This is a genomic window from Streptomyces sp. NPDC051921 (genome assembly GCF_040680975.1).
Taxonomy (GTDB): Bacteria; Actinomycetota; Actinomycetes; order Streptomycetales; family Streptomycetaceae; genus Streptomyces.
Map to the genome: position 1 here is coordinate 178,371 of NZ_JBFAXU010000011.1, position 15,137 is coordinate 193,507.

The 15,137-nt window shown below is 71.6% G+C and carries 12 protein-coding genes and 1 pseudogene; 11 read left to right on the forward strand and 2 right to left on the reverse strand.

The window, feature by feature from the left end; genetic code table 11:
• Nucleotides 1–18: 18 nt before the first annotated feature.
• Together AB0M16_RS17140 and AB0M16_RS17145 are read left to right on the forward strand one after the other, a co-directional pair.
• Nucleotides 19–570, forward strand: a pseudogene (locus tag AB0M16_RS17140) (DUF4255 domain-containing protein); the annotation flags it as partial.
• Nucleotides 571–608: 38 nt separating this feature from the next.
• Nucleotides 609–2,618 carry an AAA family ATPase gene (locus AB0M16_RS17145; protein WP_365343539.1) on the forward strand — a complete coding sequence of 670 codons (2,010 nt, stop codon included), beginning with the start codon at nt 609–611 and terminating at the stop codon, nt 2,616–2,618.
• 55 nt (nt 2,619–2,673) lie between these two features.
• Here AB0M16_RS17145 and AB0M16_RS17150 read toward each other — a convergent pair whose 3' ends face one another.
• Both AB0M16_RS17150 and AB0M16_RS17155 read right to left on the reverse strand, forming a co-directional pair.
• Nucleotides 2,674–3,234: a hypothetical protein gene (locus AB0M16_RS17150; protein ID WP_365343541.1), complete on the reverse strand. Its 561-nt coding sequence runs from the start codon at nt 3,232–3,234 to the stop codon at nt 2,674–2,676.
• A complete protein-coding gene (locus AB0M16_RS17155) occupies nt 3,231–7,052 on the reverse strand; it encodes a hypothetical protein (protein ID WP_365343543.1) in 3,822 nt (1,273 codons plus the stop codon). Before AB0M16_RS17155 ends, AB0M16_RS17150 begins: the two co-directional genes overlap by 4 nt.
• Before the next feature lie 356 nt (nt 7,053–7,408).
• On the opposite strand from AB0M16_RS17155, the gene AB0M16_RS17160 reads away from it, so the two are divergent.
• From AB0M16_RS17160 to AB0M16_RS17200, 9 genes are read left to right on the forward strand one after another with little or no spacing between them, the layout of a single operon-like run.
• The gene (locus tag AB0M16_RS17160) at nt 7,409–8,956 is read left to right on the forward strand and encodes a phage tail sheath subtilisin-like domain-containing protein (protein ID WP_365343545.1); all 1,548 of its coding nucleotides are present in this window, start codon (nt 7,409–7,411) and stop codon (nt 8,954–8,956) included.
• 10 nt (nt 8,957–8,966) lie between these two features.
• The gene (locus AB0M16_RS17165; protein WP_365343547.1) at nt 8,967–9,410 is read left to right on the forward strand and encodes a phage tail protein; all 444 of its coding nucleotides are present in this window, start codon (nt 8,967–8,969) and stop codon (nt 9,408–9,410) included.
• Nucleotides 9,410–9,844, forward strand: a complete 435-nt coding sequence (locus AB0M16_RS17170) for a hypothetical protein (RefSeq protein ID WP_365343549.1) — start codon at nt 9,410–9,412, stop codon at nt 9,842–9,844. The genes AB0M16_RS17165 and AB0M16_RS17170 overlap by 1 nt, the downstream gene beginning before the upstream one ends.
• On the forward strand, nt 9,841–9,984 hold the full coding sequence (locus tag AB0M16_RS17175) for a DUF6760 family protein (protein ID WP_365343551.1): 144 nt from the start codon (nt 9,841–9,843) through the stop codon (nt 9,982–9,984). The genes AB0M16_RS17170 and AB0M16_RS17175 overlap by 4 nt, the downstream gene beginning before the upstream one ends.
• 18 nt (nt 9,985–10,002) lie before the next feature.
• A complete protein-coding gene (locus tag AB0M16_RS17180) occupies nt 10,003–11,724 on the forward strand; it encodes a hypothetical protein (RefSeq protein WP_365343553.1) in 1,722 nt (573 codons plus the stop codon).
• A gap of 12 nt (nt 11,725–11,736) precedes the next feature.
• A complete protein-coding gene (locus tag AB0M16_RS17185) occupies nt 11,737–12,177 on the forward strand; it encodes a phage tail protein (RefSeq protein WP_365343555.1) in 441 nt (146 codons plus the stop codon).
• A gap of 5 nt (nt 12,178–12,182) precedes the next feature.
• Nucleotides 12,183–12,980, forward strand: a complete 798-nt coding sequence (locus AB0M16_RS17190) for a LysM peptidoglycan-binding domain-containing protein (RefSeq protein ID WP_365343558.1) — start codon at nt 12,183–12,185, stop codon at nt 12,978–12,980.
• Entirely contained in the window at nt 12,980–14,830 is a 1,851-nt protein-coding gene (locus AB0M16_RS17195; RefSeq protein ID WP_365343560.1) for a VgrG-related protein, read from the forward strand. Before AB0M16_RS17190 ends, AB0M16_RS17195 begins: the two co-directional genes overlap by 1 nt.
• Before the next feature lie 17 nt (nt 14,831–14,847).
• Nucleotides 14,848–15,132 carry a PAAR domain-containing protein gene (locus tag AB0M16_RS17200; RefSeq protein WP_365343562.1) on the forward strand — a complete coding sequence of 95 codons (285 nt, stop codon included), beginning with the start codon at nt 14,848–14,850 and terminating at the stop codon, nt 15,130–15,132.
• Nucleotides 15,133–15,137 lie beyond the last annotated feature (5 nt).

Below are 15,137 nucleotides of genomic sequence, written 5' to 3' on the forward strand. Positions count from 1 at the left end.
GGGCGAGGGGGCCGGCCGGTGATCCACGAGGTCGACGACGTACTGCGTTCGCTCATTCGGGCGGAGGTCCTGGAGGGCGGGCAGGTGGCGGTGGTGTTCGACGCGCCCACACGCGAGTGGGCGGCGAAGGTGAACGCCCCGATGGTGAACCTGTACCTCTACGACATCCGCGAGGACATGCGGCGACGGGAGCGCGGTCTGCACAACGAGTACGACGAGCGGGGCGTCGTCATCGCCCGCCGGCGTCCCCCGCGCTACTTCAAGCTGTCGTACCTGATCACGGCGTGGACGAAGCGCCCGGAAGACGAACACCGCCTTCTGTCCTCCTTGTTGGGCTGCCTGTTGACGTACGAGGCACTGCCGCCGGCACGGCTCACGGGCAGCCTCGCGGAGATCGGAGCGGCCGTACCGATGTCGATCGCGCTGCCACCGCCGGAGGACCGGTCGTTCGCGGACGTGTGGAGCGCGCTGGGCGGCGAGCTGAAGCCGTCGCTCGACCTCGTGGTCAGTGTGCCGGTGACGGCGTCGCCGCGGTATGTCGTGGGTCCGCCGGTGGGCGACGAGGGCCTGGACGTCCGGATCGCGGACGTGGGGAAGGACCTCGCCGGATGACGGCCGAACTCCTGGCCGGGGCGAGGGAGATGGAGCTGCGGGTCCGGCGCGCGGTGGAGGCGCGGCGGGAGGTGGACCCGGATCCGGACGACGCGTTCCGCGGGCTGTACCTGACGGAGGAGGCGGTGGAGCGGTTGCTGGAGGGCCGGGTGCCGTTCCCCGGTCCGACGGCGCTGCACCCGTGGTCCGGGACCTCCCGACTTGCTTCCCTCGTACGGGACTTCGACCTGACGCCGCTGGACGTGGAGATCCTGTTGGTGGCGCTGCTGCCGGATCTGGACGACCGTTTCGAGGCCTTCTACGGCTATCTCAACGACGACGTGACGCGTCGCCGACCGTCGATCGGCCTCGCCCTCGGCCTGTGCGGGATGTCGCACGCGGACCGGGAGGCGAGGGCGCGGCTCGGGGAGCGGGCGCCGTTGCGGGCGGGCGGACTGCTGCTGGTCGAGGACCGGGAGCGCCCGTTCCTGGGCCGCTCGCTGCGGGTGCCGGACCGGGTGACGGCCTACCTGCTGGGCGACGACACGCCGGACCCGCGGCTGGTGGACGTACGGGCGCCGTGGGAGGGGATACCGGGGGTGGGCGACCCGGCTCCGTTGGCCCGCTTCCTGTCGGAGGATTCGGGATCGGGCGCAAGCCTTGTCTACCTGCAGGAGGACCAGGGCGGGGCGGGTACGGCCCTGGCGGCGTCGGCGCTCGAGGGGGCGGGGCGGGCGGTGCTGGGCGTCGACCTGGCGCGGCTTTCGGAGGACCCGGCGCCGGCGGAGGCGGTGCGCTGCCTGCTGCGCGAGGCGCGGCTGACGGGCGCCGGCCTGGTGTGCGCGCCGGTGGACGCGGTGGTGAGGGAGCGGGCGGGGCTGCTGCGGGCGGTCGCCGACCTCCCGGTGCCGGTGGCGCTGGTGGGCCGGGTGCCGTGGGACGCGGCGTGGTCGGCGGCGCCGCCGCTGCTGGTGCGGGCGCCGAGGGTGGGGCCGGAGGCGCGGGCGGAGCTGTGGCGGCGCAGCGCGGCGGAGGAGGTGTCCCACCTGGACGTCTCCGACCTCCTGTCCCCCTTCCTCCTCACGCCGGAGCAGATCGTGCGCTCGGCGCGGGCGGCGGTGCAGAAAGCACGCCTGGAGTCGGTCCGGGTGGCCGCGGACCACGTACGGCAGGGCGCCCGCGCGCAGAACGCGGCGGGCTTGGACCGCCTGGCGCGCCGGATCGAGCCGTCGGTGGGCTGGGCGGACCTGGTCCTGCCCCCGGACACGGAAGCCCAGCTGAGGGAACTGACGGCCCGGGCCCGCCACCGCGACCACGTCCTCGGCACATGGTCGATGCGCCCGGGCGGCGGCCGGGGCCGGGGCGTCGCGGCGCTGTTCGCCGGCGACTCGGGAACGGGCAAGACGATGTCGGCGGAGGTCATCGCGGCGGACCTGGGGCTGGACCTGTACACGGTGGACCTGGCGACGGTCATCGACAAATACGTGGGCGAGACGGAGAAAAACCTGGAACGCATCTTCACGGAGGCGGCGGGCGTGAACGGCGTCCTCCTCTTCGACGAGGCGGACGCCGTCTTCGGCAAACGCTCGGACGTGAAGGACGCGCACGACCGCTACGCGAACGTGGAGTCCGCGTACCTCCTCCAGCGGATGGAGTCCTTCGACGGCCTGGCCGTCCTGGCCACGAACCTCCGCGCCAACCTGGACGACGCCTTCACCCGCCGCCTCGACCTGATCGTCGACTTCCCGGTCCCCGACGCCCCCCAACGCCTCCTCCTCTGGGACCGCACCCTCGGCCCCCACCTCCCCCGCGCCACCGACCTGGACCTGGAGTTCTGCGCGGAGGCCTTCGAGCTGTCGGGCGGCAACATCCGCTCGATCGCGGTGACGGCGGCATACCTGGCGGCGGAGGCGGGGGGGCCGTTGACGATGCGGATGCTCATTCATGCGGTGCAGCGGGAGTACCAGAAGCTGGGGCGGTTGACGCTGGCGTCGGAGTTCGGGCGGTACCTAGAGCTGCTGAGTTGAATCCCGCCCAACGCGTCGCCCCAGCCGATTACCGCAAGGGCCGACGCGGCAGGCGTCAGGGGTGACGTTCCAGAGCTTCCAGCATGAGGCGAGCATTTTCTCGCACGCGCGCCGAGGAATCCCCTGAAGCCGACTCTTGCAGCAACTCACGAGTTGCCGCCAATCCAACATATCCGGATGCGACTACGGCCGACTTCCTCACTTCTTCGGCCGGATCCCGAAAGACCAAGGAGAGCGCCTCCGTGACTTCTCCACCCTGCCCTTCGTGCGCAGCGAGAGCCATCAAGTAGACGTTCTTGATCTTTTCATCCACCGTGCGGGACAGCCGAAGCGCCTGCAGCACGTCCCGCAGGTCCCAGGAGGGAATTCCCTGCTTGATTGCAGCGGCAACGCGCTCTGAGTCCTCAGCGCGTACCACCATATACGACATCCGCACTACGGGGTCTTCCACATAGTGGACAGACCCAGCACTTCGAGGGAGTTCCCAAATATCTTCGAGCACTCCGACAGGCTGGCCGACCTCCGCCAAGAACCAATTGAGACGGTAAGCAAGCGACGTGAGAGTGTCTCTCACGTCGAACTGCTCCTTCGGAATCACCCTGACCATCTCACTCACGCAACATCCTCCTCTGTATAGAATGACCGCAGGAGCTCTCGAATTCGCTTCTCCACCGCCGCCTCATCAGCGCCCAGCAGGAGTTCCCCCGCCTCAATCTTAGCCCTAACCCAACGCTCAGCGAGAGCTATCTCGCGGTCCGCGAGCTCACGCTGGATCAGAATCGATTTGTATTGCTCCTTGGTATGCGTCATGGCCTTGCCCTTGTCCTGCCCCACAGTACTCGGGTGAGGGGCATCCGGTATCTCCAGGTTCGCCTCCTCCTGACTCGCCGCAGCAGCCTGAGCCCCTACCATCGACATCGGGAATTCCCCCCTCTCACCGAGTCGCTCCTCAGGGCCTTTCGCGCGGTAGCGATTGAGCGCCTCGCCCCAGCTCATCTCACCTGCAGCCACCAGATCGATCGTCATGGGGGCGAACGCAAGATTTCCCGTATTGCGGTGCGACTCTCGAACGGACATCAGCCAACTGAGCCGTCCGATGAGATGCCCATTATCTTTCGGCGCCCTCCCCTCCCTGATGAAGCTCCGCACAGCCGAAGCGATCTGACGATCGGTCATGTTGTTCTTGTTCAACTCCGCTATCGCTTCGGCGATCTTCGGATACGACTCCCCTCGCTCCCAGTCATTCCACTCAGGATGAGACGGCGGAGCACCTTCCTTCTCCTTCCTCGGACCATTGGTGATCCAATTTCGAGCCTGCGCCTCACTCACAGGACCAGACGCTCCGCTCGCCCTAAAATTCTTCACTCCGGCCATATTGCCTTCAGCGATCAGAACTCCCTCACGAGAATCCCCGAACTTATACTCCTGCCAGTAGTGGGGAATATCTCCACCCATGTCATGGAAGTACGCGACAGCGCCTGGAATCCCCTCCCTGGGGGGCACATGAAGCGTCCCCTTGGGATCCTCCCCCTTTCGCTCCGCCATGGCGTCTGCGATCGCTCGAACTTGCGGGTCGGAAAGCAGACTCTTGGCGACCCTGTGAATCAGCTTCCTCAGGTCATTCCCGGACGGGCTGAACCCACTGGCCGCCACACCCTGGGGGTTGATCTTGGCAATGACCGAGAAGGAATCTCCGGCCCGCTCGACCGACAACGAGGTAAGTCGGTGACGCACCCTCCAAGCGGCAAGCTTGGCGCGAAATGAAATCCCTGACGGTCCACTTTTGAGCGCGGATTCAATACGCGGCCTGAGCGCTGTGAGCGCCTTCTCAAGTCTGGCTTCCTTGGCCCTCCCTTCGCTCCCTCGCGAGGACGCCGGGGATCGATCCGACGCCTTGGGTCCGCTCCCCACAGTCGAGTTCTTTGCGGGGGCGTCACCCTTGGGGGTTTTGTCCCCCTTCAGCTTCTGCCAGAGCGCCTTGCCCTTCTTCGCGATGAAGTCGACGACCTTGTCGATCGCCCGGTTCACCGGCCGTGACACCGCCTGGAAGACCGACTTCACCTTGTTCGCCAGATTGCCGATGCCCAGCAGGGACGCCAGGAAGCCGATGAGGAGGGGGATGCTCGCGGCCAGGGCGCCCTCGACCATCTTCGGGACGCCGGCTGCGCCGCCGTTGGCGATTTCGATCACCGCGTCCAGGACCGCGTTCACGAAGTCCGCTATCTGCGCGCCCTGGTTCACCACGAAGGTGACGATGTCGATGATGCCCTTGACCGCGCGGACGAAGGCCGAGGCGGGGTTGAGGAGGGAGACGATCCAGGTGATGCCCGCGATGATGACCGTGGGGACCAGGTACTCCGTGAGTTTGGAGAGGATCGTCGACTTCAGGTCGCCCGCTTCTGCCTCGATCTCCTTCACCGCGCCCGCCGGCCCCTCGCGGGCGAGGGACTGGGCTACGGGGACGGAGGATTCGACCGCCGACATCGCCTCGTCGGGGACGCCCTTGCGCGTGATGCGGGCGCGGATGTTGTCCCAGGTCAGGCCCAGGAGGGAGGCGATCAGGGTGATGATGCCGCGCAGGTCGAAGCGTTGCGGGAGGTCCAGGCCCGCCTTGACCGCGGTGCCCAGGAGCCAGGAGACCAGGCCCTTCTTCAGGTGCTCGCCGATGTTCGACACGAAGAGGTTCAGGCCCGCGCCCACCGCCCGGACGAGGTTGCCCAGGAAGCCGATCGGGTCCTTGATGATCTTCATGACGGCCGACGCGGCCTTCGCCAGGATGCCCAGGAGGAGGTTCGTCAGCTCCTTGATCGTCTTGATCGCGCCGACGATCGCGTCCTTCGCCTTGTCGATCAGGCCCTTGTTGGCCTCCTGGAGCTTCTTGATCTCCTCGTCGACCGCGTTGAGCGCCGCCGTGTACTTGTTCGCCAGGTCCTGGACCAGCTGCTCCGACTTCTCGTTGACGCTCGCTTCCAGGTCCTCGAACTTGCCCGCGAAGTCCTTCGCGGCCTCCTCGCCGAACGCCTTCAGGTCGGCCGGGAGCCTGTCCACCTCCGCCTTCAGGTCCGCCCTGCCCTGGGCTATCCGGGACTTCGCCCGGCCCAACTCCACGCCGATCATGTCCGCCACGGAGGAGATCACCGTGCGCATCCGCGCCACGTACAGCTTCCGCGACTCCTGGTAGAGGTCGTTCGCCTCCTTCGGCATGCCGGCGAACTTGTCCTTCAGCCAACGGCCCTTGCCCAGGAAGCCGCCGTACCGCTTGTCCTTGTACTTCTTCATGCGGGCCTTGTGGTCCGCCGTGAAGGCGTCCCGCGCCTGCTTCTCGCCCGATGTGAAGGCGGTGTCGACCTTGGTGTCGAGGCCCGTCAGCGTCGCCTCGACGTCCTTCTTCGTCGCGTCGAAGACCTTCTGCAGCTTCGCCGTGACCTCGGCCCGCTTCGTCTCGTCCTTCGACTTCGTCTCGCCCTTGCCGCCGTCGACCGCCCTGCCCGCCGCCGCCCGCGTGGCGGTCAGCGCGTTCATCGCCTGCGCGCCCGCCGCCGCCGCGCCCGCCTTCGCCGTCGCCAGCTGCTGGTCCTCGGCCGCGTGCGCCTTGCCCGGGGCCTTCGCCGAGTCGGCCTCCGCCGACTTCTTCGCCTTCAGTGCGTCGTTGAACTCCGGCTCGTTGCCCTTGGCGAGCTGCTCCTCCGTCACCTCCGCGTCCGCCAGCGCCTTGTCGTTCTGCGCCGGACCCTCGGAGAAGTCCGTCACCGCCGCCGGCTGCTTCTCCGGGATCGCGTCGGCCGCGGAGGGAGCGCCGGGGTTGGCCGGCGGGCGGTCGGGGGTGAGAGGGGTGACCTGCTTGTCCTTGGCCGCCGACGTGTCCGGCGGCGCCTTCGTCGTCGTCTCGATGTCCTTGGCCGAGGTGTTCTTGCCGTCGGTGACCTTCCCGTCGACCTCGTCCTTGACCTTGTCGGCCTTGCCCGACTTCGAGAACTTGTCCGCCTCGTCGAGGTTCTTCGGCGCCTGCGCCTCGATCGCCTTGTCGACCGCCGCGATGAACGCCGCCTTGTCGAACTCCCCCGGCTTCGCCGCGTTCATCTTCTCCGCGTTCGCGGCCTTGCCCTGCGCCTCCTTGTCGTCAGGGGGAGCCACCGCCGCGTCCTGCGCCGACTTCGACTCCGTCGCGGCGGGGGCGTGCGCGGCCATCGTGCGCTTCTTGGCCGCCACGTCCGCGCCGACCCGGCGGAAGCCCGGGGCCGCGGACGCCGGCGTCTTCACCGGGGCCGTGTAGCGCTGGGCGACCAGGCGGGCCACGGCCGCGTTGCCGGCCGCGCCCTGCAGGCGCTGCACGCTGTGCGGGGACAGGCCGTCCGCGGGAGAGGGGGACGGCGCGGGAGTCGGGGCGGCTGCGGGCGTCCGCCCGGCGGGCTTCTTCTCCGGGACCTCCTTCATCCGTCCCCTCCCGGTCGCCGTGGCCGCGCGGCTGCTCCCGTCGCCGTGGCCACTCGGCTGCTCCCGTGGCCGCTCGGCTGCTCCCGTGGCCGCTCGGCCCCTCCCGGTGGCCGTGGCCGGCCGGCGCTTCTCCGTGGCCGTGGCCGTACGGCCAGGCTGCCCGCCGCCCCGGCCCCGCACGGAGGGCGGTGAGGGTCCCGTCCTGCCCCGACTCCGGTGCCCCATCGGGCAGTTCGGGGTGCCCAGGAGGGCGGCCGATCATCCGTTCCCGGTGGTCGGCGGCCTCGCGAGAATGGCCCGGTTCAAGGGGAGCGGTTCCCCGGTCGAGGAGTGACGTCGAGGAGAGAGAGCACCGAATGCCGTCGTATCTGTCCCCCGGCGTGTACGTCGAAGAGGTCGAGTCCGGCTCCCGGCCGATCGAAGGAGTGGGCACGTCGGTCGCCGCCTTCGTCGGCTTCGCCGAGAAGGGCCCCTTCGACGAGCCGACCCTGATCACGAACTGGAGCCAGTTCGTGAGCCGCTTCGGCGACTTCGTCGAGGGGACGTACCTCGCCGCCTCCGTCTACGGCTTCTTCGCCAACGGGGGCGGGGTCTGCTACGTCGTGCGGATCGACGACGGGGGCTCCCCCGCCTCCCCGGCGGCGGTGGGCGACGCCTCCACCGGGCCCACCGCCGTCGGCGCGTACTCCGTCGTCGCCCGCCCCGGTGTCACCGGCACGATCACCGTGGAGATCGCGGACGTCGAGGGCGACGACCCGCCCTCCGACGCCTTCCGGCTGATCGTCAAGCGGGACGGCAAGGTCGCCGAGGACTACCCCTCGGTCACCACCAAGCGCAGCAAGGAGAACGTCGCCACCCGCGTCAACACCGCCTCCGCGCTCATCGAGATCACCGAGACCGGAACGGGGGCGGCGCCTGCCCGCCCCGAGCCGCAGACCGCGACCCTCGCGCCCGCGGCGCCGGCCGCCGTGCCGGCCGGCGGGTCCGGGGCCGCCCTCACCCCCGAGGTGTACGTCGGCGACGCCGACCGCCGCTCGGGTCTCGGCGGCCTGGAGGCCGTCGAGGACATCACGACCGTGGCCGTGCCCGACCTGATGAGCGCGTACGAGCGGGGGCTCCTCGACCTCGACGGCGTGATCGCCGTCCAGCAGGCGGTCATCACCCACTGCGAGCTGATGGGCGACCGGGTCGCCGTGCTCGACCCGCCGCCCGGGCTCAGCCCGCAGGAGGTCCGCGACTGGCGCGCGGAGCGGGCGGGCTACGACTCGAAGTACGCGACGCTCTACTACCCCTGGATCGGTGTCGCCGACCCGTCCTCGGGCCGGATCTCGCTGGTCCCGCCGAGCGGCCACGTCGCCGGCATCTGGGCCCGCAACGACGACCAGCGCGGCGTGCACAAGGCCCCGGCCAACGAGGTCGTCCGCGGCGCCGTCGCGCTGCAGACCCAGCTGACCAAGGGCGAGCACGACCGGCTCAACCCGATCGGGGTCAACTGCATCCGCGCCTTCCCCGGCCGCGGCATCCGGGTGTGGGGTGCCCGCACCCTCGCCTCCGACCCGGCCTGGCGCTACCTCAACGTCCGGCGGCTCTTCAACTACCTGGAGGAGTCGATCCTCGCCGGCACCCAGTGGGTGGTCTTCGAGCCGAACGACGACGCGCTGTGGGCGCGGATCCGGCGTACGGTCGCCGCCTTCCTGGTCAACGAGTGGCGCCGGGGCGCCCTGTTCGGGCTCACCCCCGACGAGGCCTTCTACGTGAAGTGCGACCGCGAGACGAATCCTCCCGAGAGCGTCGACGCGGGCCACGTGGTCTGCGAGATCGGCGTCGCGCCGGTCCGCCCGGCCGAGTTCGTGGTCTTCCGTCTGTCCCAGCTGACCAGCGGCACCGGTGCCGTCGACGAGTGAGGAGTAGCTCGTGCCCCTGCCCGATCTCGACAGTTCCGTCGGACACTCCTTCGGCCTGGAGTTCGACAGCGTCATCATCAAGCAGATCACCGAGGTCAGTGGTCTGAAGATGGAACAGGACGTCATCGAGCTCAAGCAGAACACCGCGGACGGCAAGTACGCCATCAAGAAGCTGCCCGGCCGCCCGAAGGCCGGCGAGGTCACGGTCAGCCGCGGCCTCACCGAGGACAACAGCTTCGAGCGGTGGATCAAGGACTCGCGGTTCGGCCGGATGAGCAACGCCCGCCGCAACGGCGCCATCATCGTCTACGACTACGAGGGCCTCCCCATCAAGCGCTACACGCTGGTCAACGCCTGGCCCAAGTCCCTGGAGATCGGCACCCTCAAGGCCGGCGACACCTCCGTCCTCACGGAGAAGCTCGTCATCACCTACGAGAGCATGGAAGTCGGCTGATGCGGCGCACGGCGTCGGCCGCGCCGTCGCACTCCGACCACGCCGCCGAGGGGGCGGGGGGCGGTCTGCGGACCGAGTTCCCGTTCCGGCTGCCGCGCGGGTACGTCGACGAGCAGGGCACCGTCCACCGCGACGGGGTCATGCGTCTGGCGACCGCCCGCGACGAGCTGGTGCCGCTGCGGGACGACCGGGTCAGGGAGAACTCCGCCTACCTGTCGGTGGTCCTGATCGCCCGCGTCGTCACCCGCATCGGCACGGTGGAGGACGTCCACCCGGGGGTCGTCGAGGACCTGTTCGCCTCGGACCTCGCCTTCCTCCAGGACTTCTACCGGCGCATCAACGCCGAGGGCCACACGCGGGCCGCCGTCACCTGTCCGTCCTGCCAGGAGGAGTTCGCGGTGGACCTCGCCGGTGGCCGCCTGGGGGAATCGTGACGTACGCGGCCGACCAGCTCTACGAGGAGGTCGCGTACCTCGCCTACCACTTCCACTGGCCACTGGATCAGCTCCTCGACCTGGAGCACGCGGAACGTCAGAGGTTCGTCGCCCACGTGGCCCGCCTCGACGGAGGATGACGGGGAGGGACGGGAACGATGGGACTGCTGTCCTGGCTGCGCGGCGGACGGGGGAACGATGCCGCGGCGGAGGCCGCGAGGCCGGCGGGCCTCGGGGAGCGCGGCGGCCCGGACCGGGCCGACCGGGTCGATCTCGCCGAACTCCCGCCGATCCAACGGACCTTGGGCGCGCCGGCGCTCGTCACCGATCCGTCCGCCTTCGAGCGGGGGCTGCCCACCCGTCGTCCCACCGCCCTCACCTCGCCCCTGGGGCACCTGGTCAGCGCGGAGGCGCCGAGCGGGCTGGTCGAGGGGGTCGCCGCCCCGGTGTCGGCTCCGGTGCAGCGGTCGGTGACCGGTTTCCCGGCGCGGACGCCGGTCGCGCCCTCCCCGGCGACGCCCCCGTCGAGCGTGCCGTCGTCCCGGGACGCGCCCCCGGGCGCCGTGTCGGCGCCGCGCCCGGCGGAGCTGCCAGGCGCGGCGGTACCCGAGGCCGTCCCGGCCTCCGCCGCCTCGTCCGAGCGGAACGCCGTCGGGCTTCCCGTGGGCGAGCGTGCCGTGCAGCGGGCCGCCGGGCCCCCGTCCGTACGCGCCCAGGGGCCCGCGGCGCAGTCCGCCTCGGCACCCGGGGCCGCGCCGTACGACCCGGCCGCCCCCTCCGCTGCGAACGCCGAAGGACGCGACGCTCCGGTACGCCCGCTGGTCGGCGATCAGCCGCCCCTGCTCGACGCCCCGGAGCCGGCCGAGCCCACCGCCGCGCCTCAGAGCCCGCCGCCGGCCGTCCAGCGGGCCCTCCCGCCCACGCCGCCGCGCCGTCGGCCCGGCCTCGGCGCGCCGCTCCCGGGGCTCCCGCCGACGGCGCAGCGCGAGGCCGCGGGGGCCGTCACTCCTCCCGTACGTGAGGAGCGCGCGGCACCCCGCCACGACGAGGAGGTCCCGCCGGTCGCGCCGGCACCTCCCCCGGCGCCCGAGCCCGAGCCCGCGCCCGAGCCGGTCGTCCCGCTGATCGGCGACCGCCCGCTGGAACTGCGTACCGTGACGGCCGATGCCGCAACCGGGGCTGCGGGCGCGGCCGGGGACGGGGGCGGGACCGGCCCGTCCGCCGCGCCCGCGCCCGCCGCCGTTCAGCGCGGCCTGCCGGGGGCCGCGCCGGTGGGTCCGCCTGCCGCGCCCTCCGTGCCCACCGTTCCGGTCCGCTGGGAGACGCCCGTCGCGCAGCGCCGTGCGGAGGGCGTGCCCACCGTCCCTCTTCGGCGGACGCCCACGGGGACCGCCGTCGCACCTCCCGTCCAGCGCGCGGTCCGTCGCACGCCGCCCGCCTCCGCGGCACCGCGGCCCGCCGCTCCGCGCGACGCGGGCGACGTGGCCGTCGCCGCCGGGATCGCGCAGCGCATGGCCGACGGCAGCGTGGTGTTCGCGCCCCCGCCGGTCCAGCGCTCCGTGGCGGCGTCGGTCCCGTTCGTCCAGCGCGAGGTCGCCGACGAGGAGCCCCCACCGCCGGAGCCGGTGCCTTCGCCGGAGCCGGACGGCGGCAGCGGCGCGGACGGGCACGGCGGCGACGGCCACCCCGCCGGGGCGGACGTCGGGGGCCCGGCGGCCGTGGCCGCCTCCGGCTCCCCGCACCCCGCCGGGACTCCCGGCACCCCCGCGGTCACCGACGAGTTCGTCCGTGCGCTCTACCCGCCGCTCGCCCGGCTCCTCAAGGCCGATCTGCGGCTGGAGCGCGAGCGCGCCGGCCGGCTCATCAACACCAGGTTCTGAGGAGGGACCGCCATGTCCGACGCCGCCCAGAACGACGAGCCCGCCGTCAGCGTCTGCTTCGTCGTCACCATCGACGACATCGAGCTCGGGTCCTTCAACACCTGCGAGGGCCTGGGCTGCGAGGTCGTCCTGGAGACGCGCGAGGAGGGCGGCAACAACGGGCACGTCTGGCAGCTGCCGACCCGCCTCAAGTACTCGAACGTGAAGCTGTCGCGTCCGCTGACCCGGGAGACCGAGAAGGTGGCGCGCTGGTTCGCGAGCATGACGACCGGGTTCACGCGGAAGACGGCGCACATCGAGGCGCGTACCGGCGACGGGCGCAAGGTGGCCCAGTGGGGGCTGCTCGAGGTGGTGCCGGTGCGGTGGACCGGGCCGTCCTTCACGCCCGAGTCGCCGAAGGTCGCGGTCGAGACGATCGAGATCGCCCATCACGGCTATGTGATGGAGGGCTGAGCCGCATGAGCGCCCCCATCGCCTTCAGCGCGGCCGGCACCTCCGGTGTCGCGTCCGCCGGGAAGGGCCGGTCGGCCCGGCCGAAGCTGGAGCACGCCTATCTGGAGCTGCGGACGCCGCCCTCGGGCGGCGGGCTGACGCCCGGTGCGCCGTGCGGGCGGATCGACTTCCAGTTCAATCCCAAGGAGTTGAGCCTCACGAAGGCCGCGGCGTGGAAGCGCACGCCGGCCAAGGGGGCGAAGAGCGCGGGACCGCCGGAGTACCAGGGGCCGCAGCCCAGCAAGCTGACCGTGGAGATGTTCTTCGACGCGGGCGACACGCAGGACACCCGGGTGGTGACGTCGGTGGAGCAGCTGTTCGCGTGCTGCGTGCCGACGAACGAGACCCGGCAGCAGCAGCGGTCGTCGCCGCCGTGGGTGGTCTTCCACTGGGGCGGGCTGACCGGGTTCCCCGGTTACGTCAGTCAAGTGCAGGCGAAGTACACGCTGTTCACGACGTCCGGGGTGCCGATCCGGGCGGTCTGCCTCGTCACCATGGAGGAGATCAGCGGGGAGACGCCCGGGCAGAACCCGACGTCGGGTGCGCTGACCGCGCGCCGTACCCACCGGGTGGCGGCCGGGGACTCGCTGCCGTCGCTCGCGCAGCGCGAGTACGGCGATCCGGGGGCCTGGCGGGTGATCGCCGAGGCCAACGGCATCGACGACCCCCTGCGACTCGCGCCCGGCACGCAGCTGTTGCTGCCCGCTCCGGACGAACTGGGGCGGTTGCGCCAGGAGTCCGCCCCGGCACGACGGGGGCTGTGATGGCGCCGCCGGGAGTCGCGTCAGCGCTGGTCGTGGAGGTCGGGGGGAGTCCGCTGCCGGCCCGGCTGATGAACACCCTCGTGGAGGGGTTCGTCGACGACAGCCGTACGCTGCCCGATCTCTTCCTGCTGCGGTTCCGCGACGCGGACGCCACCCTGCTCGCGCAGGGCGGGATAGCGGTCGGCACGCGGATCCGGCTGCTCGCGCGGGGCGGTGGCGCCGCCGAGCCGCGGCCGCTGCTCGACGGGGTCGTGACGGCGCTGGAGCTGGAGCTGGACGAGTCCGGCACGTTCACGGTGGTGCGCGGGCTCGACGAGACGTACAAACTGCTGCGCGGGGCGCGCGTGGCCGCGTACCAGAACATGACGCTCGCGGACATCGTGGCCCAGGTCGCCCGGCGCGCCGGGCTGAAGCCGGGCGCGGTGGACGTGGCGGGGCCGGTGCTCGACCACGTGGCGCAGGCCAACGTCAGCGACTGGGACTTCGTGCGCGCGCTCGCGGAGGAGGCGGGCGCCCAGGCGTACGTACGGGACGGGCAGCTGCACGTGGTGAGGCCGGCCGGGGCGGGCGGGGCGCCGGACGCCTCGGCGCGCGCCGACCGGGATCCGCTGGTCCTGGAGCGGGGCGCGAACCTGCTGCGCTGCCGGGCTTCGGTGTCGGCCGCCGAACAGGTCTCGGAGGTGGAGGTGCGCGGCTGGGACGTGCGGGGCAAGCGGGCCCTGGTGGGCCGCGCTCCGGCGGGCACGTCGGCGACGCTGGCGCTCGGGGTGACCGCGGCGCAGGTGACGGCGCCGTTCGGGGAGGCCCGGCACGTGGTGACGGACGCCGGTTACGGCACGCAGGAGCGGGTGGACCGGGCGGCGAAGGCGCTGGCCGAGCGGATCGCGGGCTCGTTCGCGGAGCTGGAGGCGGTGATCCGGGGGAACCCGGAGGTGCGGGCCGGTGCGGCGGTGGCGCTGAACGCGGTCGGCGCGCCCTTCGAGGGCCGGTACACGGTGACGTCCTCGCGGCACGTCTTCGACGCCCTGCGCGGGTACGAGACCTGGCTCACGGTCTCCGGACAGCAGGAGCGCTCGCTGTTCGGCCTGACGGGGGGAGCCGGGGGCCCGTCGGCGCAGGGGAGCCGGACCGGCGGTCTGGTGAACGCGACGGTGACCGACACGCAGGACCCGGAGGGTTCGGGGCGGGTGAAGGTGACCTTCCCGTGGCTGTCGGACGAGTACGCGAGCGACTGGGCGCGGACCGCGCAGGCCTCCGGCACGGGGGGCGGCGAGCCGTACATCCCCGAGGTCGGGGACGAGGTGGTGGTCGGCTTCGAGCAGGGGCGCCTGGACCGGCCGTACGTCCTCGGCGGGCTCCACAACGGCCAGGACCGGCCGGCCCAGGGCAGCGCGGTGGACGCGACCTCCGGTTCGGTGGACCGGCGTGCCTTCGCTTCCAAGGGCGGGCACCGGCTCGAACTGCTCGATGCGGCGGGTGGGGCGCAGGGCGTGAAGCTGCGGACCGGTGACGGGAAGCTGACGGTCGACCTGGACCAGTCGGGGACGGTGGTGACCATCGGCAGCGACGGGGCGGTGAAGATCACCGCGAAGGAGAAGGTGTCGATCACGGCCTCGGGCGGGGTGAGCGTGGACGCGGAGCGCGGGGCCCTCGAACTGCGCGGCGACAGCGTTTCCGTGACGGCACGTCAGGGTCTGACGATGGACGGTGGTCAGGGCGCGGTGAAGCTCGCGTCGGGGGGTTCCGTCGACGTCAAGGGTGCCACGGTCACCGTGGACGGCACGCAGCGCACGGACCTGAAGGGCGGCACGACGCTGTCGGTCACCGCACCTCTCGTGAAGATCAACTGACTGGTACGGAGGGGGACATGGCACAGGCAGCGGCAGCCGCCCGGGTGGGCGACCCGACCGTGCACCCGGGGATGCTCGGTCCTCCGGGTGTGCCGTCCGTCCTCATCGGCGGGCAGCCGGCCGCCACCGTGGGGACCGCGCACGTGTGTTCGTCGCCCGCCGCCCACCCGCCGTCGGCACTCGCGCCGCCCGGCTCCACGACGGTCCTGATCGGGGGCCGGCCGGCGGCCCGGGTCGGGGACCTGTCCGGCTGCGGGTCGGCGGTCGTGTCGGGCTGCGCGTCGGTGCTGATCGGAGGCTGAGGGGA

What these genes read in the sequence shown, in the direction of transcription:
- AB0M16_RS17145 (WP_365343539.1), top strand. Translation starts at nt 609, where the DNA reads ATGACGGCCGAACTCCTGGCCGGGGCGAGGGAGATGGAGCTGCGGGTC.
- AB0M16_RS17155 (WP_365343543.1), bottom strand. Translation starts at nt 7,052, where the DNA reads ATGAAGGAGGTCCCGGAGAAGAAGCCCGCCGGGCGGACGCCCGCAGCC.
- AB0M16_RS17160 (WP_365343545.1), top strand. Translation starts at nt 7,409, where the DNA reads ATGCCGTCGTATCTGTCCCCCGGCGTGTACGTCGAAGAGGTCGAGTCC.
- AB0M16_RS17170 (WP_365343549.1), top strand. Translation starts at nt 9,410, where the DNA reads ATGCGGCGCACGGCGTCGGCCGCGCCGTCGCACTCCGACCACGCCGCC.
- AB0M16_RS17180 (WP_365343553.1), top strand. Translation starts at nt 10,003, where the DNA reads ATGGGACTGCTGTCCTGGCTGCGCGGCGGACGGGGGAACGATGCCGCG.
- AB0M16_RS17185 (WP_365343555.1), top strand. Translation starts at nt 11,737, where the DNA reads ATGTCCGACGCCGCCCAGAACGACGAGCCCGCCGTCAGCGTCTGCTTC.
- AB0M16_RS17190 (WP_365343558.1), top strand. Translation starts at nt 12,183, where the DNA reads ATGAGCGCCCCCATCGCCTTCAGCGCGGCCGGCACCTCCGGTGTCGCG.
- AB0M16_RS17195 (WP_365343560.1), top strand. Translation starts at nt 12,980, where the DNA reads ATGGCGCCGCCGGGAGTCGCGTCAGCGCTGGTCGTGGAGGTCGGGGGG.
- AB0M16_RS17200 (WP_365343562.1), top strand. Translation starts at nt 14,848, where the DNA reads ATGGCACAGGCAGCGGCAGCCGCCCGGGTGGGCGACCCGACCGTGCAC.